Raw genomic sequence first — 24414 nt, 5'->3', positions numbered from 1 at the left:
AAAACAGATCCACTAAGTAATTGTTAACTAATTTGTATTTTATTATTTTTATTTTGATATTGAATAAAATATCTACTATGATGTGCCAGTGTTCAAATAGTAGGTAAACGTTATGTTATTATTGCCGCAAAAGGATTGGCATTGGAAATATAACGATTCGTATGGTGTATTAAGCGTTTCGTTAGGTTCCGAGATAGAATTTCTGACGGCTTATAAAGCAAAATCATTAATTCCTGATGCCTTATCAAGCATGGAGTTCAATATTTCGCACGCCAAATTCTATATGAGCTTGCTCGATAAGTTACCCAAAACATTAACTCTAACCGATGCTGCGGTAGTGCAAATAGCGCTTAATGCGACAGCGGCGCATTTTATGCTAACACCACAAATGCCAAAATCTTGGTTTTTTGATACCAGTGAAGTGTGTGTTTACAGTGATGTGGGGAAAGTCTTTGAACTTAAATGTCAAAAACAACGTGCATTAGTATTAGTTGTTGAAAATACACTGCAATCGGCGTTAGTGATGTTGTTATCGCCAGAATGTGTTTTATCTGGAGCTAAAACCTTGGGACAGTTTGAGACGATTAAGGTAATGCATAATCGCTTACACCCTCTTCGTGCGCAGCGACATGTCGTTGCGGCCTAGTTGCTAGCCACGATAATAAGTGTAACTTACGCTTAGATACTCTTTATTGCGCTGGCAATGATGAGTCAGTTAATTGTAAAGCTTTGGTCATTGAACGACTATTGATACGCTATTCCTGTTAATTTTTCTAAGCCTGTTAGATAAATCTATAATCCTAAGTTACGTCTTCGTATGAAATCCTATTTCTGTGAATTCAAAAAACAGTCAAATAAAAAGCCAGCCCTGATTAGGACTAGCTTAATGGCTAAAGTTTGAACGAACGAGAGTCAACCAATAAATTGTGAGTTTACTTCTGCGTATTTATCATCTCGATTAGAACTTGATTTACCTGCATTAATCATTATGGCGTTTACCAGAGCGTTTGAGTTTTTCTGCTTCCAACTTCGCGGCCTTCTCGGCCGCTTTTTCGGCAAGAATGCGCTCAACTTCGGCTTTTTCAATCTCTGCCATAGCGGGTGTTTCAAGGGATAATAAGCCGATTTTACCGGAACGATACTCATGCAGCAGTAATTCTGATGCCTTATGTAAATCAATGCGGCCACCGGGGCGAAGTGCGCCGCGTTTACGGCCGATTTCTTCGAGTAACGCCATATCATCTTTAGGTAACTCGCTGATGTTATAACGCTCGCAAATTTCCTTTGGGTAGGCCTTTAAGAAATAGCCCGCGGCAAACAGCGCTACATCTTCGTATTCCATGGCAGTATCTTTAATTGCTCCTGTGACAGCGAGGCGATAGCTGCTGGCTTCGTTGTCAACCTTAGGCCATAAAATCCCTGGAGTGTCCGAGAGCACAATGCCGTTACGTAGATTAATGCGCTGCTGGGTTTTGGTTACGGCGGGTTCGTTACCCGTTTTAGCGATAACGCGACCAGCCAAGGTATTGATAATGGTGGATTTACCGACATTTGGGATCCCCATGATCATCGTGCGAATATCTTTTTCAGTTTTATCTCGACTCGGCACTAATTTACGGCAAAGATCCGGCAGCATCTTCAACATTCCGGGTTGCAGCGTCGTGATTGCAGTGGCTTTAACGCCTTGTTCACGCTCAAGGTATTCAATCCATTGGGCTGTGACTTCAGGATCGGCTAAGTCGGATTTATTCAGCAGCTTAATACAAGGTTTGTCGCCGCGAAGCTTTGACACCATGGGGTTTTCGCTACTGTAGGGAATACGTGCGTCCAGCACCTCAATCACGAGATCGACCTGAGGCATAGCCTCTTCGATCTCTTTGCGTGCCTTGTGCATATGCCCCGGATACCATTGAATTGCCATGATAACGCCTTGTCCTAAATGACTTAAAGACGACTATTCTACCTTGAAGGCGGCGAATGTCATAAAAAAAGCGCCCGAAGGCGCTTAATTGCTCAATCTTGATGCGACTTTGAACTCAACGCTCGTTTCGCTAGCGTAAGCGAAATTAATCAGAGTACGCCAAGTTCGCGCAGTCTTTCCATTAGATAACTGTCAGCTGTATAACGCTCTGACAGTACAACCGAAGGATGTGGGTGCAGGAATAAGGGGAGGGAGATACGAGATTTAGTTTTATCTGTGCCTTCTGGGTTAATCACTCGATGTGAAGTCGATGGGAAATAACCGTCCGAGGCCTCCTGTAACATATCACCAATGTTGATGATAATATTGCCAAAATCACTCGGTACATCTAACCATGAGCCATCTTTCGCCTTAACCTGTAATCCCGGTTCGTTCGCCGTAGGCAGTACAGTGATCAGGTTAATATCCTCATGGGCGGCAGCGCGGATAGCGCCCATTTCTTCATCGCCCGTCATGGGAGGGTAATGCAGAATACGCAGCAGTGTTTTATGGCTGTTGGCGATCATCTCCGGTAGCGGAATGGAAAACTTGGCTTTGATCTCGTCAGGTGAGTAGGTTTCAATCCACTCTAAGAGTTCAGATGCCAGCGTATTAGCTTTTTCATAGTAGGCCAGTATATTGGCGCGCAGTGAGTCAGGGATCCGACCCCAAGGATACACGTGGTAATACTCTTTGATGTCTTTAACTGTGTGGCCTTTTGCGGTTTCTGAAATCGACGCAGGGAAGAAACCATCGTGGGTTTCACGGTTGAACATAAACTCGTTTTTGGCTTCGGAGTTAAAAAATGCTTGCCACTCTGTGTAGATACGCTCAACCAACTCTTTATCAATGGGGTGGTTAGACAGTACCCCAAAGCCTGTTTCGCGTAGGGATTCGACAAAGCGTTTAGCACTATCGGCAGCGCGATAATCAATGGTTTCTAATTTCATATTGTTTCTACTTGTTATAAGTGATTGTTAACCAAACGCTTATCTAAAGATAAAGGTAAGTGGTCATTGCCACTTATCTCATTATTGGTATGGCTTGCTTAGTCCTAGTGTTTAAGCTGGCATATAGAAAGGTTTGGGTAGAGAATTGACCCGCAGCAAGTGTAGCGTTGCGCTGTACTTGGCGCAAACATTCACAACCATGGGTATAAAGCACTGCTGAATTTTCCTTCAGTTATTTAAGCATCTCCTCAATCAGCAGGATTTTATCGCCCAAAGCAGCTACTATGCTAAAAAAGCCAATTCAGGCTGGGGCGAAATAAACCTGAGAGTGAAACGGTCTTATGCAGGCGAATACCTAAGGAGCTAAAGGATACTTTTATGAACAAACTGACTGATTTTGAACGCTATGTCATAGAAGAAAAGGGCACCGAACGCCCCTTTAGTGGCCAGTATTATCAACACGATGCCAAAGGGGTGTATTTGTGCAAAAAATGCCATACGCCTTTGTATCGTTCAGAAGATAAGTTTAATGCCCATTGCGGTTGGCCTGCCTTTGATGATGAAATTCCGGGTGCCGTTAGCCGTCATATCGACGCTGATGGTCGCCGCACCGAAATCGTTTGCAGCCAGTGTGGCGGGCATTTGGGCCATGTTTTTGAAGGGGAGTTTTTAACGCCGAAGAATATTCGCCACTGCGTTAATTCTGTCTCGATGTTGTTTAAAGCCCAGGATGAAGCCGAAGATATTGCCCCAAAACATGCTTTTGCCACCTTTGGCGCTGGCTGTTTTTGGTGTGTTGAAGCGATTTTCAAGAGCCTTAAGGGCGTGCTGAACGTCAGATCAGGTTACTCTGGCGGCGAGGCGAGCGATGCCGACTATAAATCTGTGTGTTCTGGACAAACGGGGCATGCTGAGGTGGTGCACATTGAGTTTGACCCTGAGCAAATCGCCTTTACCACGCTGTTGCAGGTGTTATTTGAGAGTCACGACCCGACCACTTTAAATCGTCAAGGCAATGATAAAGGGCCGCAATATCGCTCCGTGGTTTTTGCCCACGATGCAACTCAGGTTGATGAAGCCAACGCCATGATCGCCAAGTTAACTGAGGCACGGGTATTTGATGCGCCAATCGTCACCCAAGTGGTGGCATTTGAGTCGTTTTATCCTGCTGAAGCGTACCACAATGACTACTTTGCCCTGCATGGCGAGCAGCCCTATTGCCAAATCGTGGTGCGGCCAAAGGTCGAAAAAATCAGAGCATTATTTGCCGAACTGCAAGTTTAACATACTGATTAACTTTCGGATTTTTTGAATTAACCGCCACCGTCAAGGTGGCGTTTTTATTGTCATCCCAAAACCACCGCCTCTGGCGGTGGTGATTGTTCCTTGAGGCTATAGCCTGAATTACGCCCATGCTAAAAGAGACTTCTTATTCACCACAAGTAAGAGGAAACGAAAAGCATGGGCGATTATAGAAGTTCATCACATGTTTATTGGCGTTGCAAATATCATATTGTTTGGACTCCGAAGTACCGTTTTAAAATTTTAAAAGGAAACCTTGGTAAGGAGTTATACAGGTCAATTTATATCCTTTGCAATATGAAGGGTTGTGAGGCTTTAGAATTAAACGTTCAGATCGACCACGTTCACTTGGTAGTCATAATCCCGCCGAAGCTGTCAGTATCAACGTTGATGGGAGTATTGAAAGGAAGAAGTGCGATAAGGCTATTCAATAAATTCCCTCATGTACGTAAAAAGCAATGGGGCAATAGCTTTTGGGCCAGAGGTTATTTTGTAGATACAGTAGGTGTTAATGAAGAAATCATTAGACGATATGTGCGCCACCAAGATAAACAAGATCAGGAACATGAGGCTCAATTGTCGTTGCAGATGATGTAGGTTCTTGGAATAGCCCCTTCCAGGGGCAAGTCAAAGCCGCCTTCTAAGAAGGCGGATTCTTTACTGAATTTCTTAGGTAAAAAGTAGGATACTTAACCTTATTCGCGTAACTCTGCTAACCACTCGGCATATTGTTTAGTGTAATAACTGACAATTAAATCGGCACCAGCCCGTTTTAAACCGATAAAGGTTTCAGTGACAACGGCGCGCTCATCGAGGGCGCCCGCCAGCGCAGCAAATTTAATACCTGCATATTCGCCACCCACTTGATAGGCCGCTAAGGGGAGGTGGGTTTCTTGTCTTAGGCGACTTAATACATCCAAATATGGCGTGCCGGGTTTTACCATCAAAATATCTGCGCCTTCTTCCTCATCGAGCAGTGCTTCGAGCAATGCTTGGCGGCCATTGGCGTAATCGAGCTGATAGCCTTTGCGGTTACCACTGAGTTCACAATCTACAGCGGCCCTAAAAGGCCCGTAGAAAGAGGAGGCGAACTTGGCTGCGTGGGCCAAAATGGCTACGTGTTCAAAGCCTGCTTCATCCAGCCCTTGTCGTATCGCTTTAATTTGACCATCCATCATTGCTGATGGCGCCAACATATCAGCTCCCGCTTTAGCGGCGGTGACGGATTGTTTGACTAAGTTAGCCACGGTTTGGTCGTTACAGACTTCGTCTTGGTGCAACACGCCGCAGTGTCCATGGTCGGTATATTCACAAAAACAAATATCGGGGATCACCATCATCTCTGGCGCGGTGGCTTTTATGGTACGGATCATCCGTGCGAGCAATCCATTGTCATTCCAAGTGTCGCTGCCCTGTGGATCTTTGGTATGGGAAATCCCAAAGGGCATCACATAGCGGATCCCTAAGGCATAGAGCCTTTGGATCTCATCGGCAAGTGCGCTTTCGGGCAGACGGCAAATCCCCGGCAGGGTTGAAATTGGCACAGCTTGGTTAATGTGTTCTTCAATAAAGAGTGGGTGGATCAAGTCGGAGAGTGAGACATGGGTTTCACGTACCAGATCACGCATGGCCTCGGTGCGGCGCAGGCGTCTTAAACGGCGAAGGGGGGCGATGGTATTTTCTCGTGTGCTGCTCATTGAATTTCCTTATTAATACTTTGCAAAGCATAACGCGAAGCTTCGCGCAAAAAGGGGAGACGGAAAAAAATCGATGCTTTGGTATGTGTAGGCAGAATGTTCTGCACTGATTGCTCAGACCTTGAACGCGAGAAAAGTTTCCCACTATTTTGCTAAAGGCTAAGGGAGTTTTTGAGTTAGTGATAGCGATCACAAACTGAGACTCAAGCAAACGTGCCTAATCACTGCCGTTTTTAAGCCTTTGCTTTCGATTATTTGATGTTATCATTTGCGCCAATTTACACTTGGTATGGTGATAGGCATTGCTCGCGATGTCGACCTTTTTCAACCATATCCTCAGCACGGTTTTTATATGACGATACCTCAAGACTCTGTTTGTATTCTCGCCCTAGACACTTGTACCGAAGCCTGTTCGGCAGCCCTGTATTATCAAGGGCAGGTTTATGCTGAGTTAGCTGATGCACCAAGGGAGCATAGCCAGCGCTTGTTACCTATGGTGGAATCCGTGCTAAAACAAGCCGATATCGGCTTAGATAAATTAGATGTCATTGCCTATGGTCGTGGTCCTGGCAGTTTTACCGGTATTCGGATTTGTACTAGCATGACGCAAGGCTTAGCCCTTGGGTTAGATTTGCCCGTGATTGGCATTTCGACCTTAGCGGCCATGGCACAAATGGCGATTGCTGAACATGCTGCCGAGCAAGTGCTTTGCTGTATCGATGCGCGCATGGGGGAAGTCTATTGGGGGCAATTTGTGGCAGTCGATGGTATTGCGACCTTGGTTGGCCAAGAGGTGGTGAGTGCGCCTGAACAGATCCAACTTGCTTTAGAGATGAATAAACCTATTGTGGGCTGCGGTACAGGTTTTGATGCTTATCCTAATTTGTTCAGTTTTGGCAAAGGTATCACCCCATTAGCAGAGGTGAAGTATCCCGATGCACGGGCAATGTTAACGCTGGCTGAAGTGGGGATCAAAGCTGGATTAACGACAAGCGTTGATGAACTTGAGCCAGTATATTTGCGCGATACAGTGACATGGAAAAAGTTACCGGGGCGTGAATAAACTGTTCATTTTTCCCCGTGATACGTTAGAATCTAAAGTAGCTGCATCGCCACTTGAGTTGATGCAAGGCGGTAGGTCTAATCTAGGTACTATCTCAAACAGGGCATTTTAAGCTGAGCATCTCGATGCAGGTAAATTCGCTTCAAACAAGTTTGACACAGGCGGTTGCGAGTAATCGTCCCGCCATCATACAGGGAATGTCGCCCACACAAGCGTCGCGCCCTGTGATTGAGCTTGATGCGGTTTCAGCCTTAGCCTTTGATGATATCGCTGAAGAATCAACACAAAACCTACAATCTAGACTCGGTGCCCAGCTCGAATATGAGCAAAATACCCGAGGCCACCAAGGGGCGATAGCCCAATATCTGCAAACACAACATGCCGCCAAACGTGAAGAAATTCAGCAAATGGTTGGTGTGGATATTTATGCCTGATAAAGCGTCAGTATCGTCCCCATCTCGCTTCGTACCTCATTTAACAGCGGGTCTTCCGAGTCGCGGTTTATTTATTATCGAGCTAATGCTAGCGCTGTTAATTACGCGTATTCCTTATATCAGTGTGCCTTTTAAATGGCTCGAAAGTTATTTTCATGAGTTATCCCATGGGATTGCGACCGTGCTCAGTGGTGGCATCGTCAGCCATATTCAATTATTTCCCAATGGCGCAGGTTTGTGTTTTAGCCAAGGCGGTTCAACAATTATGATTGGATTTGCAGGTTATTTTGGTGCGGCATGTTGGGGGTATATCATTTATTTGTTGGCCACTTGGCCTAGAGGGATTCGTGTCAGTTTTGCTTTTTTAGGAGCATTAGTCGTATTTAGCGGTGTGCTTTGGGGCCGCGATTTGTTAACAATGGCTATCTTAGTCGTGCTGACAATAGTGCTGTTATTGCCTTTGAAACTCAGCAAAAACAAAATACTGACTCAATTTTTACGCATTATCGGCTTGGTGATCATGCTCAATGCACTTGCAAGCCCGACAGTGCTGCTCGGTTTGGATGGTCAGGGCGATGCGGTGTTACTTGCGCAACATTCTTGGATCCCCGCATGGATTTGGGTGGGGATTTGGCTATTTTGCAGCGCCTGTGCCTTGTTTTTTGCATGGCGCCGAATTGATTCTGCTCAGTAACCATAGTGTTAAGGCGCATTTATGCAAATTGCTTAAAACCCATCACAAATATTTACAGCCTTAAACGTTAACTTGTGCGGCTATTTCTTGGATTTTTTAATATAGGCTGTTAGGTTAAGCCTTCGGTATCCAAGGAGAATTATTATGAAAAAAGTTACATTAGTCGCCAGTCTGCTTATTGCTGGTCTCTGCTCAGGTATGGCCAATGCCGATGACGCGTTAGATAAAGCCATTAAGAGCGATTTTCGCCAAGCAAAAAATTCGAGCCGCGATATCTATCGTCACCCCGCTGAAACTCTTACCTTTTTCGGCATTTCCCCAACGCATACCGTCATTGAATTGTGGCCGGGAAATGGTTGGTATAGTGAGATCCTTGCTCCTTACCTTGCACCTAAAGGGCAATATATCGCTGCCAGCTATGAAACTAACCCAAGCACTGACACCCCAGGCAATCGATACCGCGCCAATGCGGGGACTAAGTATGATGCTTGGATGACGGCCAATAAAGCCTTATTGGGAAATGCAAAGGCGGTGACTTTCGATCCTCCACACAAAATGAACTTAGGTGCTGATGCGAGTGCTGATTTAGTGTTAACCTTCCGTAATTTACATAACTGGGCCTCAAGCGATCAGCTCGAAAATGTGTTTTCGGCCTCCTATAAAGTGCTTAAAGATGGTGGGGTATTTGGTGTTGTTGAGCACAGGGCGAATAAAGGTATGAGTATGAGCAGCGGCTATATGGATCAAGCAGAGATGATCGCGCTGGCAGAAAAAGTGGGATTTACCTTAGCTGAGAGCTCAGAAATTAATGCTAACCCAAAAGACACTAAGGATTACGCTAAAGGTGTATGGACACTGCCGCCTTCCTTTGCCTTAGGTGATACAGATAAAGAAAAATACCAAGCAATTGGTGAGAGTGATCGCATGACGCTCAAATTTATCAAAAAATCCCGCTGATCACCTGACATTAGAGGCAATATGTGGCAATCTTTCGCCCCCCAAAATCAAGTCCAGTTTGTGTTACCCCATATCAAGCTGAGTGGTCGATTATGGGGGACGAAAGATAAGCCGTTAATACTCGCGTTGCATGGGTGGTTAGACAATGCCAACAGTTTCGAACCGCTCGCGGACTATTTATCTGATTATCAAATACTTGCTATAGATTGGCCTGGTCATGGTTTTTCTGCGCATCGCCCAGGGCATTACCCATTGCATTGGATTGACTATTTATACGATCTTGATGCGTTATTGGCTGTTTTACCACAAAAGCCACAGGCTATTATGGGGCATTCGTTAGGGGGAATTGTCGCCTCCGCGTATACAGCAGCGTTTCCTGAAAAGGTAAACAAACTGATTTTAATTGAAGCCTTAAGCCCCTTGTTTGAGTCAGCGTCTCAAGCAAAATCACGGTTGAGGAAAAGCTTTTATCAACATGAGAAGTTTTTAGCACAAAAGCATAAGCAGATCAGAGGTTACGATAGTATCAATACCGCGGTTAAGGCCAGAGTGCACTTAACTGGATTGGCCGAGCCTTGGTGCCGCCTGCTACTCGAACGCAATATGCAAGCAACTTCTGATGGAGTTGTTTGGCGCAGTGACCCAAGATTACGACTCGATTCGCCAATGCGACTGACCTTTGAGCAGGTCGATGCCCTTATGCAGAATATTCCAGTGTCAACCTTGCTCATCTGCGGCAAACAAGGCTTTAGCCAATTGCATGCTGCACTGCCTAAGGCTAGGAAATGGTTCAGCAATTTATCTGAGCATATGCTCGAGGGTGACCATCATGTACATATGGATAACGCACAAGCAGTCGGACAATTAATCCAGCGTTTTGTCGATTAATGCTTTTGATCACATAAAAAAGACGCTAGGTTTTTTGTTTTTTTATGTGATGATGATCAAAATTAAAACGCCCGTATGATTTATACGGGTAAATCAATAACAATAACATGTAAGTCGGTATTTTCACTCGTTATTTGTCGAGTATTGACGGTAGTAAGGATACCGTGTCCGCAGTTGTGGGGATTTAGGAGAAAGTAGTGGATCAGCCTTGGATTAGACATTTACCAAAAGATGTGCCTGCTGAGATTAATGTGGATCAGTATTCATCGCTTATCGATATGTTCGAGACCGCGGTGGCTAAGTATGCGGATCAACCTGCATTTATCAACATGGGGGCCACGCTAACTTACCGCAAACTCGAAGAACGCAGTCGCGCGTTTGCTGCTTATTTACAAAATGAATTGAAGCTGCAGAAGGGCGACCGTGTTGCACTCATGATGCCCAATTTATTGCAGTACCCCATTGCGCTCTTCGGTATTTTACGTGCTGGCATGGTGGTGGTTAACGTTAACCCACTATACACCCCTCGCGAATTAAAACACCAGTTAATTGATTCGGGTGCGAAAGCGATTGTGGTGGTGTCGAACTTTGCTCGAACATTAGAAGAAGTGGTCGATCAGACGCCTGTTAAGAGTGTGATTATCACTGGACTTGGGGATCTCTTAAGTGCGCCAAAACGCACTTTAGTGAACTTTGTTGTTAAATACATCAAAAAACTGGTACCAAAATACGATTTACCCCATGCACTTTCAATGCGCGAAACGCTGTCAAGAGGTCGACGTATGCAGTACGTCAAACCTGTTATTACAGGGGATGACCTCGCATTTTTACAGTATACCGGTGGTACGACTGGGGTTTCAAAGGGTGCCATGTTGACCCACAGCAATGTCGTGGCGAACGTATTGCAGGCAAATGGTGCTTATTCGCCTGCGCTGCGAGATGGTAGTGAATTTGTGGTAACAGCATTGCCGCTTTACCATATTTTTGCGTTAACCGTGAACTGCTTGCTGTTTTTACACAAGGGCAGTCAAAACCTATTGATCACTAACCCTCGTGATATCCCTGGTTTTGTGGCTGAACTCAAAAAATACCCCTTTACCGCGCTGACAGGTGTCAACACCTTATTCAATGCTTTAGTTAACAGTAGTGATTTTTCTGAGTTAGATTTCTCTCGTCTAAAACTCTCCATCGGTGGCGGCATGGCAGTGCAAAAAGCCGTGGCCGATAAATGGCAGAACATTACCAAAACTCGTTTACTCGAAGGTTATGGCCTAACAGAAGCTTCACCGTTATTAACCTGTTGTCCATATAATTTAGATGGTTACAACGGTTCTATCGGTTTTCCTGCGCCATCAACCTTGATCCAAGTGCGCGATGATGCGGGTAATGTCTTACCGCAAGGTGAGACTGGTGAGCTGTTCGGTAAAGGCCCACAGATCATGAAAGGGTATTGGCAACGTCCAGAAGAAACCGCCAAAGTGATTGATAATGACGGTTGGCTCGCCACGGGTGATATCGGCTATATGGATGAGCAGGGATTCTTCTATATTGTCGATCGTAAGAAGGACATGATTTTAGTGTCTGGTTTTAACGTATTCCCCAATGAAGTCGAAGAGGTGGTTGCCTTACATCCTAAGGTGATTGAAGTGGCAGCAGTGGGTGTGCCCAATGACGCCAGCGGTGAATTAGTGAAGGTATTTGTGGTGAAAAAAGATAAATCTTTAACCGCTGAAGACATCATTAAGCATTGCCGTGTGCATTTAACGGGATATAAAGTACCGAAGCTGGTAGAATTTAGGGACGAGTTACCTAAAACCAATGTGGGTAAGATCCTGCGACGAGAACTTAGAGACGAAGTTAAGCGTGCGTAAGATTGAAGCCGGCAATAAGCCGGCTTTTGTTTTTATGGATTGTAATTACTCACAGGAACTGGAGAAGAATTTGTCAGTGTTTCAGTATGTGAGTGACGAAGCGAGCCTCAATGCCCTCGTCGCTCAATATCAACAAAGTCCGCTACTTGTGTTAGATACCGAGTTTGTGCGCACTCGTACTTATTACGCTAAGCTTGGCCTCATTCAAGCTTATGATGGTAAAACCTTAGCCTTGATTGACCCTATTGCTTTGCCCGATCTCAGTGCATTTTGGGCTTTGCTGGATAATCCGAATATTATCAAACTGGTGCATTCCTGTAGTGAGGATTTAGAAGTGTTTGCCCACTATGGCCAGCGCCAACCTACTCCCTTATTTGATAGCCAAATCGCCGCTTCGCTATGTGGTATGGGTCATGGCTTAGGTTATGCCAAGTTAGTTGAAACTTGCTTAGGTGAAGTGATTGATAAGGGCGAGTCGCGTACCGACTGGATGCGCCGCCCTTTGACCGATGCCCAGCTCAGTTATGCGGCAAATGATGTGTTATACCTGTACCAACTTTATCCGCAATTAGCTGAAAAGCTTCAAACTCAGGACCGCTTAGACTGGCTCTATGAAGAAGGCGAGCGGATGACCGAAGGGCGTTTAGCCTCGCCTGATGCCGAAACTGCATACCTTAAGGTGAAAAATGCCTTTCAGCTCACCGAGCATCAATTGGCTTACCTTAAAGTGTTAGCCAAATGGCGCTTAGAAAAAGCCTTAGCGCGGGATTTAGCCTTAGGCTTTGTGATTAAAGATCATGGTTTGATTGCGCTAGCGAAAAAACAACCTAAGAGCATGAGTGATTTGCTCAAACTGAACGATTTGACCGAGCAGGAAAAGCGCATCCACGGTAAAGATATTTTACGGGTAATGCAGACTGCCGACTTAAGTAATCCACCAGAGTTAGTTGATGTATTGGCGCTTAAACCCGGTTATAAATCAGCCTTTAAGACCATTAAAACCAGTTTAACAGAACTCTGTGAGCAACATGCCATTCTGATGGAAATGTTAGGTTCAAAGCGTCATATTCATGAGTATTTACAATGGCGTTGGGATAAACAGCAAGGGGAATTGCCGACAGTATTAAGCGGTTGGCGCGGGGAGATTGCGGCCGAGTCATTGGCAAAACTTGAGGTCTAATCTTGAGGGTAATGCTGGCAGAAGGCGATGTTTAAGAGCTTATTTTTAATGAAGTTTAAAAGCAGAGTTGAAAGCTTACATTTAACATCTTAAGGAAAGTCGAGGTCTTGGCAATCGTTGAGGCTGTTATCGAAGCACCAAGGTTTAGCTTATTTAGCTCACCTTATTTCGCCCATGATTCTACAAAACGCACAGCAGAAAACGTCATCCTCACCTGAGGATGACGTCCACGCTCGACTTATCTGTCTGGCAATGTCACGTTAAGTTCGAGTACCGACAAGTTATCGTCGTTCTGATCTAATTGCACTGAAACTTGATCGTCAGAAATCTGCACATATTTGCGGATCACGGCGATGATTTCTTGTTTCATCTGTGGGAAATAGTCAGGAGTGTCCCGTTGTCCACGTTGATGGGCCACAATAATTTGCAGTCGCTCTTTCGCCATTACCGCGGTGCTAGGCTTTTTCTTGCTTTTGAAATAGTCGAGTAAAGACATAATTAGCTACCAAATATCCGTTGTAGGAAACCTTTTTTCTCTTCCGTAATAAAGCGTACTGGGACATCTTCACCCAGTAAACGCGCGACTGTGTCACTGTAAGCGGCACCTGCATCACTTTCTTGATCGATAATCACAGGTACACCAGAGTTAGATGCCTTGAGTACGGATTGTGATTCAGGGATAACGCCAAGTAAATCAATGGCTAAGATTTCTTTCACATCGTCAACACTTAACATTTCGCCTGATTTAACGCGACTTGGAGAATAACGCGTCAACAGTAAGTATTCTTTTATCGGCTCTAAACTAAGTTCTGCGCGACGTGACTTGCTTTGCAGCATACCAAGAATACGGTCAGAGTCACGCACTGAGCTCACTTCTGGGTTGGTTGTCACAATGGCAATATCGGCAAAATACAGTGCCATCATCGCGCCTTGTTCAATGCCAGCAGGCGAGTCACAAATAATAAATTCAAATTCTTTGGCTAAATCGTCAAGGACTCGGCCCACGCCTTCTTTGGTCAGGGCGTCTTTATCGCGGGTTTGAGATGCGGGCAGCACATACAGTTTTTCACAACGTTTGTCTTTGATCAGTGCTTGATTCAGGTTGGCTTCGCCATTGATGACATTGACAAAGTCATAGACCACTCGGCGCTCGCAGCCCATGATAAGATCTAAGTTACGTAAACCTATATCGAAATCGATAACAACAGTTTTATGCCCTTGGATTGCAAGTCCAGTTGCAATCGCCGCACTGGATGTGGTTTTACCAACACCACCTTTACCTGAAGTGACAACAATAATTTGTGCCATGTTTCTCTCTATCCTTTTTGATGCCATTTAGAGGGGCAATGATTCAACGATAAGCGACTCGCCATTTAAGCGAATACAGCCGCTTTTATCTGAGCTATGTTGTTGTAGATTTTCAGCGAGCCAATACTGTCCGGCAATTGAAACCAATTCAGCCTCGAGGGAATGGGCGATGATGACTGCAGTTGTGTCTCCCGCTGCGCCCGCCATGGCTTTTCCCCGTAATGCGCCATAAATATGAATGCTACCATCGGCAATCACTTCTGCGCCATTACCTACCGCACCAAATATGATTAAATCGCCATTTTTTGCATAGACCTGCTGGCCAGAGCGAATATTTTGTTTCAGCACTTTAGTTTGGCGTGGAGCAGGAGGGGGAGACGCAGTTTGTTTACCCGCTTTCACTATGGCTAACCCTAGGGTCTTGGCTTGATTACTCAGGACGGTTGTCGCCCCAGTGATCCCCACGATCACTAACTGACGGGAAAGTAATAATTCTTTTAAGCCACGTAAATTGAAATTGCTATCTTGGATGGCGCTAAGATTGACGACTAAAGGAGCTCCCAGAAAAAATTGGGGGGCTTGTGCCAATTTGCTATCTAATTCAGCCATGACAGCATTTAAATCGCTGCTATTAATATGAAGCACTGAAAGAGTAAAAGTTGCGCCTTTTAACTCTAAGCTAGGTTTTGACATCCCGGCACTATTCTCCAGAAATCATCAGTCGGTTCGCTGATTTTACAATTAAATTACTAGGCGACCATGTTATAGTGTGCCCCATTGACTGGCAAGTTTGAACTATTGGATATTTATACTCTTATGCTATGTGCCGTTTATAAAAGTAGTCGAAAGGCTGACACTTACTTATTTGTAAACAAAAGGGACTGTTTTGATGATGTTCCTCAGGCGTTGTTAGATATGTTTGGGGTTCCTCAGTTAGTGATGGTGTTTCCTATTGTCAAGCGTGAATCTCTCGGTATTGCCGATATTAACAAGGTCAGAGCCGCACTGGAAGAAAAGGGGTTTTATTTACAAATTCCCCCGCCACAAGTGAATTTATTGGCTGAACACAGAGAAAACCTAGGGATTAAGGATTAGCCAAAGCGTTCTTGCATCGCGTAGCAGCATGTACATTGACTCTCTTGCCCTTGATAAGCATTTGTGTGATAGGGCAAGCGATGATTTTCAGCCAAATTCTTCTCAGGCTTAAGCAAGGCAACTTACTCTATGCCGCATTCCCTCAGATGATTGGTTTAAATAAAGCCAATGTTGCAGGTGCTTTGGTTAAATCCTAATCCCCGCGATACCCAATTATGCTGGAGTGTGAATTGAGTTTATCGCAAAGCTGGCGAAGGTGGAGGCAAGATGCCAGTGATCTAGGGCGATTATTTGATGCTATCTGAGGGCATTTATCGGAGAGAATTAAGTATCCCGAGTGAATTGGTGTAAAATGACGGCATGGGCGGTTTTTGATTAGAAGATAAGCGTAAACATGGCATTTTGGCAGAGTAAAACGTTAACAGAGATGACATCCCAAGAGTGGGAGTCCCTCTGTGATGGTTGTGGTAAGTGTTGTTTAAACAAATTAATCGATGATGAAACGGAAGAGCTGTATTACACCAATGCGGCTTGTTTACTGCTCGATCACCAAACAACCAGTTGTCAGCACTACAGTGATCGATTTCGCTATGTACCTCAATGCACTGTGATCACAGCTCAAAATGTCCATGAACTGACATGGCTACCCGATAGCTGCGCCTATCGTCGTTTAGCTGCAGGCAGAGCATTACCGAGCTGGCACCCATTATTGACGGGATCTAAAGATGCCATGCACCTTGCGGGCATGTCGATTCAAGGTAAAGTGGTTGATGAGCGCAGGGTAAAGGATATTGAAGACCATATTGTGCTATGGCCGCTCAAAGATCTGGATTAATGCCATTTAAGCAGCTTTTGTTTGTAATATCAGATAGTAATGAAGAAAAAGGAGCAACTAACCATCTCGGTTGATTGCTCCTTTTTTCTGTTTAGAGTTTAAGACCCAAGATTTATCTATCAAGAATTGAGGCGTTATTGTTGGACCACAACTGAGTAACGCAACACAATACATTGATTAGATAACGTCATTCAATAATCGTCACTTTTTCGATAATGATAGGCTCACGGGGCACATCTTCATGACCTGCTACTCGCGTTGTCTTCACCTCTTCAATTTTTAAAATCACTTCAAGTCCCGCGGTCACCTTACCAAATACCGCATAACCCCAACCGTTATTGGTGGTTGCCGTATGGTCGAGGAATTCATTGTTAGCGGTATTGATAAAAAATTGCGCAGTAGCTGAATGCGGCGCATCTGTGCGCGCCATGGCAATTGTACCAAAGACGTTTGATAACCCTTTGTTAGCTTCGTTAACAATTGGCTCGTGGGTGGGTTTTTCTTTCATTTTAGCGGTAAAGCCACCACCTTGGATCATAAAGCCTTTGATCACACGGTGAAAAATCGTGTGTTCATAAAAACCTTCTTTGCAGTAACGCATAAAGTTTTTGGCGGTCACAGGGGCGTGCTCAACATCAAGTTCGATACTGATATCACCAAAGTTTGTTGTGAAAATAATCATAGTCTGTGCTTCTGTTCAATGATGTTATTTGGTTTTTGGCCCACTGTGCCAAGGATTAAAAGGTTGCGATGTTTCACCTTGTGTGCGCTGCGCTTCCGATCTTTCGTTTACTGGAGGTGGTGTTAACCTTGCCACTTGTTTGGATTGCGGCTTAGCTTTGGCACTGCGGTGCTTTTTAGCCTGAGTTGCCTCAAAGGTGCCGGGTTTCCCACTGGAATAGGGCGATGCTTGATCTTTTACCGCCGCAGTATTGTTGGGCTTATGCGCTGATCTTGAGGCTGATTTAGGCACAAAATCGAGTATTGAAATAGGCACCGCTTTTTTAGGTTCAAACCCCTCGATGTTCTTGCGCTCGATAATATGACCTAAACGGCGCTCAATGGCGCATAGATTTCTAAAATCGTCCTTAGAGACAAAGGATATGGCTTCACCTTGATTGCCGGCACGTCCGGTGCGGCCAATGCGATGGATATAATCATCGGCCTCATCGGGTAAATCGTAGTTAATCACCCGCTCGAGCGCATCGATATCGATACCGCGTGACACAACACCTGTAGCGACTAAAAAGGGCACTTTACCTGCTTTAAAATCGATTAGCAGTTGTTCGCGAATCGCTTGGCTACGACCACTGTGGAAGGCTTCGGCAACAATGCCACGCTTTTCTAATTGGCTAACCAGCTTGGCTGCACCATGTTTGGTTTGGATAAAGATTAATGCCTGCGCCCAGTTATTCTCTTTAATTAAATGGCTTAATAGCGCTGATTTTCGATCTTTATCGACAGTCGTTAACCACTGATCAATTTGCGTTGAAGCGGCATTTTTACGACTGATTTCAATCTCAATGGCATCCGGAATAGCGGTTTTAGCCAGTGCTTTGACCTGTTTTGATAAGGTTGCCGAAAATAACAGGTTTTGCCGCTGCTCAGGCAGCTTTTCAATAATGTTATTAATATCTTCGATAAAACCCATATCTAGCATGCGATCGGCTTCATCCAGCACTAATACGGAGACTTCATCAAAGCGAATGGCTCTTTGAGTATACATATCCAGCAAACGCCCAGGCGTTGCAACGAGCAGATCAACCCCTTCAATCAGACGTTTTTTTTGCGGCGCAGCATCAACGCCGCCGTACATGGCCATGGCCGTTAACGGCAGGTATTTGGCATATTGATTGATGTTTTGTTCAACCTGCAGCGCCAGTTCCCGTGTGGGGGTAAGGATGATGGAGCGCACCCGTTTAGGCCGAATTTTGGGGGCGTCAGCAAATCGATGCAGTAACGGCAATACAAAACTCGCGGTTTTACCCGTACCGGTTTGGGCGGCGGCCAGCACATTTTTCCCCGCCAGAATGCTAGGAATGGCTTGAGTTTGAATTGGCGTAGGGCTTTGGTAACCCAGTTCAGTCACGGCTTTAACAAGCGCGCTGTGTAATCCAAGTTGGGAGAATGGCATTGAGGATCTCAACTAAATGATTTATTGGCAAACTGTTAGCGTGGCGCTAACAGCGAAGCAGGACGCTATTATAGCAGTAGCATTGTTAAAATAGGGGATTATCTCAACCTCTGCGTTGGCTTAGTACAACCCAAACACTGGCTTACAAATTTGTAACTGGGCATGTATTAGACTGCAACATTGCTGCAATTATGCGGCTGATATGATTAACTTAAGTTCTTTTAAATACGCCTGACGAGCTCTATTTCAGGTGTTTATCGTCAAATTAAATAAGCCGCCTAGCATTCGTTTGATCAGGTGCTTAGGTAAAGCCTTACACCAACGCGCTGGTATAAACATAAAAAGGACAATAAAGAATGAAAAAAACCGCCATATCTCTTGCGATCCTGTTATCGCTCACCGGCCTTGCAGGCTGCCAATCTCAATCAAACCAAGCCACGCCAAGTAAAGTGGTCAGTGGTGAAGTTAACGCGGCTTCTTTTGCTCAGTTTAGTAATGCTTTTATCGACGATTTGTGGCAATTATCGCCAACATGGGCGTTATACAGTGGCAAGCATGTTAATGATGGCTATTTAGAAATTCCAGATGAGGCCGGTCGTGTAAAGACACTCGCCTTTGTAAAAGCACAGCAAGCCAAACTTAAGCAGTTTGAGCTTAAGTCGTTGACTTCTAATGAGACCATAGATTATCACTTAATTGATAACTTGCTCAGTAGCATGGCTTGGGATATTACCCGTTTTAAATCTTGGCAATGGGATCCCTCCAGCTATAACGTAGCTGGAGGCTTTGCGCAAATCATCAATGAAAATTTTGCGCCACTCGACGACAGATTACGCTCTGTACTGGCTAGAATGGAGAATATTCCCGCCTATTACGCCGCAGCAAGAGGTAATATTTCACAGCCGACCCTTGAACATACTGAACTTGCTGTGCTGCAAAACCAAGGCGCGTTTTCGGTTTTCTCTGATGATTTATTAAAGCAAGTTGCAGATTCCGGACTGTCTGATGCTGAAAAAGCCTTGTTCAAAACCCGTTTCGATATCGCTAGCAAAGCCATCAATGAGCATATTAGCTGGTTAAATGCACAGGTAAGCCAATTGAAAAAAGAGGGCGCCCGTAGCTTTAGGATCGGTGAAGAATTGTACGAGCAAAAATTTGCCTTTGATATCCAAGCGGGCATGACGGCAAAACAGCTTTATCAAAAGGCCATGGTAGATAAGGACAGAGTCCAAGGTGAAATGGCTAAGATTACCGATAAACTTTGGCCTAAATATTTCACAACGCCAAAACCAAGCGATAATAAAATCGCTATTCGCCAATTAATCGATAAGTTATCTACTAAACACGTTAAACGTGACGATTTTGTTAGTGAAGTTCGCAAACAAATTCCTGAGTTGATTGAGTTTGTGAATCAAAAAAATATAGTAACGTTAGATCCTAAAAAACCGTTAGTGGTTCGTGAAACGCCAGAGTATATGCGCGGTTATGCGGGCGCTTCTATTAGTGCGCCTGGCCCCTATGACAAATTAGGTAATACCTATTATAACGTTACGCCACTCGATGGTATGAGCAATGAATCCGCCGAGAGCTATTTACGTGAATATAATCATTGGATATTACAGATCTTAAATATTCATGAGGCCATTCCAGGGCATTACACTCAATTGGTGTATTCTAATGAATCTCCAAGCCTTGTTAAAAGCTTATTTGGAAATGGTGCGATGGTCGAGGGGTGGGCAGTTTATACCGAACGCATGATGTTAGAAGAAGGCTATGGTAATTTCGAGCCAGAGATGTGGTTAATGTATTACAAGTGGAATTTGCGTGTTATTTGTAACACTATCCTAGACTATAGCATTCATGTAAAAGGTATGACGGAAGAGCAGGCCATCGCGTTGATGATGGATGAGGCCTTCCAACAACGTGCTGAAGCGGAAGGTAAATGGCGCCGAGCAACGCTGAGCCAAGTGCAGCTTACCAGCTATTACTCAGGCTATCGTGAAATTTACGATTTCCGTGAAGAATATAAGCAACTTAAGGGTAAGGATTTTGATCTAAAAGCGTTCCATGAAAAATTCTTAAGCTATGGTAGCGCACCTGTGAAATATATTCGTCAATTAATGCTAGAGAAGTAAAATTGTATAAGTGAAAGGGGGCATTAATTGCCCCTTTATTTAATACGGATTAATTAATTTAATATGTCGTACTAATTAATGGACTGAGATTGAGAATGGCCATTGAACGTTTTGCCATACAGAGTGCTCTGTATGGCCTAATTAAAAGTATGTTTTAATGGGATTAACCCTGTGGTTATTATTTTTTTGCGGGTAACTCTGCCATAACGGCTAATACATCTTCGTAGGAAATGTTAAATTCTCGAGAAAGGTTAATAATTTTGGTTTTATAGGTTTGAATGTTTTCTTGTTGTGAAAGCTGGTGTTTCTTTTCTTCCACTAATTCGTTAACGGTTTCTTGTAATATCAATAGTCGGCGTAAACTGTAATCAAGGGATTTGATATATTTCCCCATTTGTTGCTTATTACGGGCTTGCTCAAGATCCGTTGAGGCTTTTTTCTCATATCCATATTCATCGAGTGCAGCGATAGCGCTTTGCAAATCTAGATCAGTTGTCATTTGGTGTTCACTTTAATTACGAGAAGTTGAGAAGCTAGAAAATGAATCTTTTACCCGACAAAGGTAAAGGGTGTCATAGGCGCTTAACTATCGCAGATTATAATGTCAATGCCAATGCCGACCAAGTATTAAAGTGCTAAAACTAAGTAAAAAGATGGCTTTCTCATAATACTTGTCGACGTCTACAATAATGAGTAGTCTAAACTTTTCACTAAGTGGAGATCCAAATGCTTGATCTATTACCTGATTTGTTTGATCACTATCCATCAAAACTGACCCTGTTGCCGCTAGCATTTCGCGCTTTTGGTGGTAAACGGTTGTTTTGGGGCGAAGTTGTTACAGTCAAATGTTTTGAAGATAACTCCAAAGTGAAAGAAGTATTAGCCCAGCCTGGTCATGGAAAAGTACTTATAGTCGATGGTGGGGGATCATCTCGTCGTGCTCTACTTGGAGATTTAATCGCCCAAAGCGCTATGGATAATGGATGGCAAGGTGTGATTATTAATGGTTATGTTCGTGATGCCGCTAGACTAAGTAGCTTTAATTTAGGGGTTTATGCTTTAGGTGCGATGCCGATGAAGACTGAAAAGTTAGATCAGGGACAAATCAATGTGCCTATTGAGCTTGGCTGTGTGACTGTTAAACCCGGTATGATGGTTTATGTTGACGAGAATGGCATTGCGATCAGTGAGGAATCTTTAAACTTCGCTTTTTTAAACTAAATTTAAAAAAATTCAATATGTTATCGATAAGGATGTTCCCATGACATTCATTAAGTGGCTTCTAGTAATTCTGGTGACCTTCGTTGTTGCTGTCACCTTATATCTCACCGTTTTTTTTGACCCTAATGATTTTAAACCTGAAGTTGTCAACGCCGTTAAAAAACAAACTGGGCGTGAGTTAGTGATAACTGAAGACTTGTCATGGACATTTTTTCCAACGGTAGGGATTAATTTAGGTGGGGTTTCCCTATCTAATCCTGAGGGATTTACGCCTAAGTCGATGCTTGAAGTCCATAAAGCGGTCGCTGAAGTTGAACTTATGCCACTCTTTAGTAAGCAAATTGAAATCGTTCAGCTAAGTCTTGATGGTGCAAAAATCAATTTGGTCACGCGTAAAAACGGTAGCTCAAGCTTCGATGGGTTAACGGGTAGCACGGCTGACAAATCATCGACACCATCTGAGCCAAGTCTCTCACAGGCTAAACTGGCCAGTATTGATGTGGGTGGGGTTTCTATTACCAATACGCAAATCAATTTAATTGATGAAGCCAAGGGGCAAACTCAAACTGTTACCTTAAAGCAGTTTACTTTGGGGGCGTTTTCACTCGATAAATTTGCACCAATTGCCTATGAGTTGACCGCATCTTTGCCCGATATGACACTGAGCAGTAAAGGCGAAGGTCAAATTAAATTAAGTCATGATTTTAATCAGTTGGTGATTGAAAAACTGGATATTGCAACGCAAGTAGAAGGTGACGCCATTCCCCATAAAAAATTGACAGCAGAGGTGAGTGTTAATAGTCAAATCGCGTTAGATAAGAAACAGTTATCGGCGGATATTAATAAGTTTGCGGTGGAAGATATCAGTGCAACGGGTAAGCTGGCCGTTCATTACGCGGGTAAAGTGCCACAAATTAATGCGAATCTACAACTGGGCGATATTGATCTTGATGCCTTGCTGCCAAAATCCGATACGGCAGAAAAACAACCCATTGCATCTACTTCATCCCAAGCCATTGAACCCGATTTAACGGCGCTTAATGGTTTGGATGCGAGGTTAACATTGGCGGTTAAATCCATCAAAGTCGCGAATTTGTCTACGCAAAACTGGTTGATGGATTTAGGCATTAAAAACGGTGTGGTTGATCTTAAGCAGCTCACAGCGGATCTCTATCAAGGTAAGTTGATGCTCAATGCTCAGGTAGATGCTCGCTCAAAAGTAGCTAGTTATCAATTCGATAAGCAAATTTCAGCTGTACAAATCCAACCTTTGCTAAAAGATGCTGCTGAGCTTGAAATCTTGGCTGGGACGGCAAATTTTAGTGTTAAAGGAAAAGGTAAGAGTTTAATTCCTGAACAATTAAAGAAAAATCTCCTCGCCAATGGCCGTTTTGAGATTACCGATGGCGCCCTTTACGGCGTAAATATTCCGCAAATGATCCGTAGTGCTCAGGCAAAATTAAAGGGGGATATGTCAGCTGAAACCCAAGAGGAGCGTAAAACTGACTTCTCAAGTCTGACAGGTAACTTCTCCCTTGAACATGGCGTTGCGGCAAATCCAGATCTAGCCATGTCATCACCTTTGATCAGGCTAGCTGGTAAGGGCAGTGCAAATCTATTGACGGAAACCTTGGATTATCGTTTAACCACCAGTTTAGTGAATTCCCTTAAAGGGCAGGGGGGCAGTGGCAAAGATGCCCTTGCGGGAATTGACATTCCCCTCGCCATAACAGGTACTTTCCAAAAGCCTGAATATGCCTTGGATACACAAGCGTTGTTGAACAATCAGTTGAAGGAAGAGACTGATAAGGCGAAGGAAAAATTAAAGGATTCGTTACTCAAAAAGCTGGGCGGCTTTTAGGAATGGCGAACTTACTTGCTCTGACATTAGCCAAGCCAATATCGACACTGTCACGAATGTGGGGGCATGTAGGTTTAGTACTATTGGCTGGGCAGCTATTGGGCTGTTTTGCTATGGAGGCGCAACCAAGTAATAACGCTGCCGATATTGGCGCTGACGTAGCGAAACACCCCGAAGTTATTTATTCGGCAGATTTGGCCACTAAACTCAAGGGGATAAAGGAGAAACCAAGCTTGAAGGTTGAAAAAGTCTCAACGAATGATTCGAAGAGTCAATTAAAGGGTGAGCTTACCCTCGAATCGTTTGTGGACTTTAAGCAAGCCGTCAACGCCAAGTTGGTGATCCATAATCCAGCGCCTCATGCAATTTCGCTGCGTTATCACTCGGGGATGACGGCGGATTTAGTGCTTACTACAGAACAAGGTCAGCGTCTTTGGGCTTGGTCTGACGATATGATGTTTACCCAAGCACTGCGGGATACACAATTAGCCTCTGGAGAAAGTCTTGTTGTAGCGTTTGCTATTCCGCCAAAAGCTTTAGCGGGTATTCCAATGGAGGGCGCGTACCTAGAGGCGCAATTTTCTGGAATAGCAATACAGAGCGGATTGCCCGTGATGGCGCCAATCGTACTTTTGTTAAAACTCGAATAACTGACGGCGCTAAAACGTGAGGGGCTAAATGAGTGTAGAATAGCTGTGTCATTCATGAGTCTGTTTAGCGTTATAGTGGCGCGTGACAATATATAGCTTAGTATATGATAATAAAACTATATAAAACAGTTGATTGTAATTTTCTGTGTTAAGTTGACTTGCAACAGGCTTGTAACTGA

General features: G+C 44.2%; 25 protein-coding genes. 16 read left to right on the top strand and 9 right to left on the bottom strand.

The annotated features are described in order from the left end of the window. The first annotated feature begins 112 nt into the window (after positions 1-112). Entirely contained in the window at positions 113-646 is a 534-nt protein-coding gene (locus SO_RS11935) for a cell division protein ZapC (RefSeq protein ID WP_011072541.1), read from the top strand. A gap of 333 nt (positions 647-979) precedes the next feature. Here SO_RS11935 and ylqF read toward each other — a convergent pair whose 3' ends face one another. Together ylqF and SO_RS11925 are read right to left on the bottom strand one after the other, a co-directional pair. Continuing rightward, a complete protein-coding gene (gene ylqF / locus SO_RS11930) occupies positions 980-1921 on the bottom strand; it encodes a ribosome biogenesis GTPase YlqF (protein WP_011072540.1) in 942 nt (313 codons plus the stop codon). 149 nt (positions 1922-2070) lie between these two features. Beyond that, on the bottom strand, positions 2071-2910 hold the full coding sequence (locus SO_RS11925; protein WP_011072539.1) for an isopenicillin N synthase family dioxygenase: 840 nt from the start codon (positions 2908-2910) through the stop codon (positions 2071-2073). A gap of 378 nt (positions 2911-3288) precedes the next feature. On the opposite strand from SO_RS11925, the gene SO_RS11920 reads away from it, so the two are divergent. Both SO_RS11920 and tnpA read left to right on the top strand, forming a co-directional pair. Then, positions 3289-4194, top strand: coding sequence for a bifunctional methionine sulfoxide reductase B/A protein (locus SO_RS11920; RefSeq protein ID WP_011072538.1), 906 nt, complete (start codon positions 3289-3291; stop codon positions 4192-4194). A 177-nt stretch (positions 4195-4371) separates the two neighbouring features. Further along, positions 4372-4809: an IS200/IS605-like element ISSod23 family transposase gene (gene tnpA / locus SO_RS11915; RefSeq protein ID WP_011072537.1), complete on the top strand. Its 438-nt coding sequence runs from the start codon at positions 4372-4374 to the stop codon at positions 4807-4809. Positions 4810-4907: 98 nt separating this feature from the next. On the opposite strand, the gene hemB is transcribed toward tnpA, so the two are convergent. Beyond that, complete coding sequence (hemB, locus tag SO_RS11910; RefSeq protein ID WP_011072536.1) at positions 4908-5909, bottom strand: porphobilinogen synthase; 1002 nt, start codon at positions 5907-5909, stop codon at positions 4908-4910. A gap of 352 nt (positions 5910-6261) precedes the next feature. Here hemB and tsaB point away from each other — a divergent pair, with 352 nt between their 5' ends. The 7 genes from tsaB (at position 6262) to rnd (ending at position 12996) form a co-directional block, all read left to right on the top strand. Further along, complete coding sequence (gene tsaB, locus SO_RS11905; RefSeq protein WP_011072535.1) at positions 6262-6972, top strand: tRNA (adenosine(37)-N6)-threonylcarbamoyltransferase complex dimerization subunit type 1 TsaB; 711 nt, start codon at positions 6262-6264, stop codon at positions 6970-6972. A gap of 125 nt (positions 6973-7097) precedes the next feature. Continuing rightward, positions 7098-7406: a hypothetical protein gene (locus SO_RS11900; RefSeq protein WP_011072534.1), complete on the top strand. Its 309-nt coding sequence runs from the start codon at positions 7098-7100 to the stop codon at positions 7404-7406. Continuing rightward, positions 7399-8100 carry a M50 family metallopeptidase gene (locus tag SO_RS11895; RefSeq protein WP_011072533.1) on the top strand — a complete coding sequence of 234 codons (702 nt, stop codon included), beginning with the start codon at positions 7399-7401 and terminating at the stop codon, positions 8098-8100. Before SO_RS11900 ends, SO_RS11895 begins: the two co-directional genes overlap by 8 nt. A gap of 144 nt (positions 8101-8244) precedes the next feature. Continuing rightward, complete coding sequence (locus SO_RS11890; RefSeq protein ID WP_011072532.1) at positions 8245-9057, top strand: class I SAM-dependent methyltransferase; 813 nt, start codon at positions 8245-8247, stop codon at positions 9055-9057. A 21-nt stretch (positions 9058-9078) separates the two neighbouring features. Further along, positions 9079-9945, top strand: a complete 867-nt coding sequence (locus SO_RS11885) for an alpha/beta fold hydrolase (RefSeq protein WP_011072531.1) — start codon at positions 9079-9081, stop codon at positions 9943-9945. A gap of 197 nt (positions 9946-10142) precedes the next feature. Further along, positions 10143-11816 (top strand): long-chain-fatty-acid--CoA ligase FadD, encoded by a 1674-nt coding sequence (fadD, locus tag SO_RS11880; protein ID WP_011072530.1) that lies wholly within the window; start codon positions 10143-10145, stop codon positions 11814-11816. Positions 11817-11886: 70 nt separating this feature from the next. Next, complete coding sequence (gene rnd, locus SO_RS11875) at positions 11887-12996, top strand: ribonuclease D (protein WP_164925719.1); 1110 nt, start codon at positions 11887-11889, stop codon at positions 12994-12996. A gap of 238 nt (positions 12997-13234) precedes the next feature. Here rnd and minE read toward each other — a convergent pair whose 3' ends face one another. Genes minE through minC form a run of 3 tightly spaced genes read right to left on the bottom strand, consistent with a single transcriptional unit; the run spans position 13235 to position 14997 of the window. Beyond that, a complete protein-coding gene (gene minE, locus SO_RS11870; protein WP_007648439.1) occupies positions 13235-13492 on the bottom strand; it encodes a cell division topological specificity factor MinE in 258 nt (85 codons plus the stop codon). A gap of 2 nt (positions 13493-13494) precedes the next feature. After that, positions 13495-14304 carry a septum site-determining protein MinD gene (minD, locus tag SO_RS11865; protein WP_011072528.1) on the bottom strand — a complete coding sequence of 270 codons (810 nt, stop codon included), beginning with the start codon at positions 14302-14304 and terminating at the stop codon, positions 13495-13497. A gap of 27 nt (positions 14305-14331) precedes the next feature. Further along, entirely contained in the window at positions 14332-14997 is a 666-nt protein-coding gene (gene minC / locus SO_RS11860; RefSeq protein ID WP_011072527.1) for a septum site-determining protein MinC, read from the bottom strand. Positions 14998-15120: 123 nt separating this feature from the next. Here minC and SO_RS11855 point away from each other — a divergent pair, with 123 nt between their 5' ends. Together SO_RS11855 and SO_RS11850 are read left to right on the top strand one after the other, a co-directional pair. Further along, on the top strand, positions 15121-15399 hold the full coding sequence (locus SO_RS11855) for a YcgL domain-containing protein (protein ID WP_011072526.1): 279 nt from the start codon (positions 15121-15123) through the stop codon (positions 15397-15399). A 394-nt stretch (positions 15400-15793) separates the two neighbouring features. Beyond that, positions 15794-16234, top strand: coding sequence for a YcgN family cysteine cluster protein (locus SO_RS11850; protein WP_011072525.1), 441 nt, complete (start codon positions 15794-15796; stop codon positions 16232-16234). Between the two features lie 187 nt (positions 16235-16421). Here the strand turns inward: SO_RS11850 and SO_RS11845 are convergent, their stop codons facing one another. Together SO_RS11845 and SO_RS11840 are read right to left on the bottom strand one after the other, a co-directional pair. Beyond that, entirely contained in the window at positions 16422-16916 is a 495-nt protein-coding gene (locus SO_RS11845; RefSeq protein ID WP_011072524.1) for a peptidylprolyl isomerase, read from the bottom strand. Between the two features lie 24 nt (positions 16917-16940). Then, positions 16941-18368, bottom strand: a complete 1428-nt coding sequence (locus SO_RS11840) for a DEAD/DEAH box helicase (protein ID WP_011072523.1) — start codon at positions 18366-18368, stop codon at positions 16941-16943. A gap of 356 nt (positions 18369-18724) precedes the next feature. On the opposite strand from SO_RS11840, the gene SO_RS11835 reads away from it, so the two are divergent. Further along, on the top strand, positions 18725-20503 hold the full coding sequence (locus tag SO_RS11835; protein WP_011072522.1) for a DUF885 domain-containing protein: 1779 nt from the start codon (positions 18725-18727) through the stop codon (positions 20501-20503). Between the two features lie 178 nt (positions 20504-20681). Here the strand turns inward: SO_RS11835 and SO_RS11830 are convergent, their stop codons facing one another. Next, on the bottom strand, positions 20682-21002 hold the full coding sequence (locus SO_RS11830; RefSeq protein WP_011072521.1) for a hypothetical protein: 321 nt from the start codon (positions 21000-21002) through the stop codon (positions 20682-20684). Positions 21003-21229: 227 nt separating this feature from the next. Here SO_RS11830 and SO_RS11825 point away from each other — a divergent pair, with 227 nt between their 5' ends. From SO_RS11825 to SO_RS11815, 3 genes are read left to right on the top strand one after another with little or no spacing between them, the layout of a single operon-like run. Further along, positions 21230-21724 (top strand): putative 4-hydroxy-4-methyl-2-oxoglutarate aldolase, encoded by a 495-nt coding sequence (locus tag SO_RS11825; protein ID WP_011072520.1) that lies wholly within the window; start codon positions 21230-21232, stop codon positions 21722-21724. Positions 21725-21764: 40 nt separating this feature from the next. Next, positions 21765-23585: an AsmA family protein gene (locus SO_RS11820; RefSeq protein WP_011072519.1), complete on the top strand. Its 1821-nt coding sequence runs from the start codon at positions 21765-21767 to the stop codon at positions 23583-23585. Between the two features lie 2 nt (positions 23586-23587). Next, complete coding sequence (locus tag SO_RS11815) at positions 23588-24235, top strand: BsuPI-related putative proteinase inhibitor (protein ID WP_011072518.1); 648 nt, start codon at positions 23588-23590, stop codon at positions 24233-24235. Positions 24236-24414: the final 179 nt, after the last annotated feature.

This window comes from Shewanella oneidensis MR-1, assembly GCF_000146165.2.
Lineage (GTDB): Bacteria > Pseudomonadota > Gammaproteobacteria > Enterobacterales > Shewanellaceae > Shewanella > Shewanella oneidensis.
Note: the sequence above shows the minus strand (reverse complement) of the source record. Positions and strands in the feature narration are given on the sequence as shown.

Bases quoted from the DNA above. Each gene is read 5' to 3' on its own strand.
- SO_RS11935 (WP_011072541.1), top strand. From the start codon at position 113: ATGTTATTATTGCCGCAAAAGGATTGGCATTGGAAATATAACGATTCG.
- ylqF (WP_011072540.1), bottom strand. From the start codon at position 1,921: ATGGCAATTCAATGGTATCCGGGGCATATGCACAAGGCACGCAAAGAG.
- SO_RS11925 (WP_011072539.1), bottom strand. From the start codon at position 2,910: ATGAAATTAGAAACCATTGATTATCGCGCTGCCGATAGTGCTAAACGC.
- SO_RS11920 (WP_011072538.1), top strand. From the start codon at position 3,289: ATGAACAAACTGACTGATTTTGAACGCTATGTCATAGAAGAAAAGGGC.
- tnpA (WP_011072537.1), top strand. From the start codon at position 4,372: ATGGGCGATTATAGAAGTTCATCACATGTTTATTGGCGTTGCAAATAT.
- hemB (WP_011072536.1), bottom strand. From the start codon at position 5,909: ATGAGCAGCACACGAGAAAATACCATCGCCCCCCTTCGCCGTTTAAGA.
- tsaB (WP_011072535.1), top strand. From the start codon at position 6,262: ATGACGATACCTCAAGACTCTGTTTGTATTCTCGCCCTAGACACTTGT.
- SO_RS11900 (WP_011072534.1), top strand. From the start codon at position 7,098: ATGCAGGTAAATTCGCTTCAAACAAGTTTGACACAGGCGGTTGCGAGT.
- SO_RS11895 (WP_011072533.1), top strand. From the start codon at position 7,399: ATGCCTGATAAAGCGTCAGTATCGTCCCCATCTCGCTTCGTACCTCAT.
- SO_RS11890 (WP_011072532.1), top strand. From the start codon at position 8,245: ATGAAAAAAGTTACATTAGTCGCCAGTCTGCTTATTGCTGGTCTCTGC.
- SO_RS11885 (WP_011072531.1), top strand. From the start codon at position 9,079: ATGTGGCAATCTTTCGCCCCCCAAAATCAAGTCCAGTTTGTGTTACCC.
- minE (WP_007648439.1), bottom strand. From the start codon at position 13,492: ATGTCTTTACTCGACTATTTCAAAAGCAAGAAAAAGCCTAGCACCGCG.
- minD (WP_011072528.1), bottom strand. From the start codon at position 14,304: ATGGCACAAATTATTGTTGTCACTTCAGGTAAAGGTGGTGTTGGTAAA.
- minC (WP_011072527.1), bottom strand. From the start codon at position 14,997: ATGTCAAAACCTAGCTTAGAGTTAAAAGGCGCAACTTTTACTCTTTCA.
- SO_RS11855 (WP_011072526.1), top strand. From the start codon at position 15,121: ATGCTATGTGCCGTTTATAAAAGTAGTCGAAAGGCTGACACTTACTTA.
- SO_RS11850 (WP_011072525.1), top strand. From the start codon at position 15,794: ATGGCATTTTGGCAGAGTAAAACGTTAACAGAGATGACATCCCAAGAG.
- SO_RS11845 (WP_011072524.1), bottom strand. From the start codon at position 16,916: ATGATTATTTTCACAACAAACTTTGGTGATATCAGTATCGAACTTGAT.
- SO_RS11840 (WP_011072523.1), bottom strand. From the start codon at position 18,368: ATGCCATTCTCCCAACTTGGATTACACAGCGCGCTTGTTAAAGCCGTG.
- SO_RS11835 (WP_011072522.1), top strand. From the start codon at position 18,725: ATGAAAAAAACCGCCATATCTCTTGCGATCCTGTTATCGCTCACCGGC.
- SO_RS11830 (WP_011072521.1), bottom strand. From the start codon at position 21,002: ATGACAACTGATCTAGATTTGCAAAGCGCTATCGCTGCACTCGATGAA.
- SO_RS11825 (WP_011072520.1), top strand. From the start codon at position 21,230: ATGCTTGATCTATTACCTGATTTGTTTGATCACTATCCATCAAAACTG.
- SO_RS11820 (WP_011072519.1), top strand. From the start codon at position 21,765: ATGACATTCATTAAGTGGCTTCTAGTAATTCTGGTGACCTTCGTTGTT.
- SO_RS11815 (WP_011072518.1), top strand. From the start codon at position 23,588: ATGGCGAACTTACTTGCTCTGACATTAGCCAAGCCAATATCGACACTG.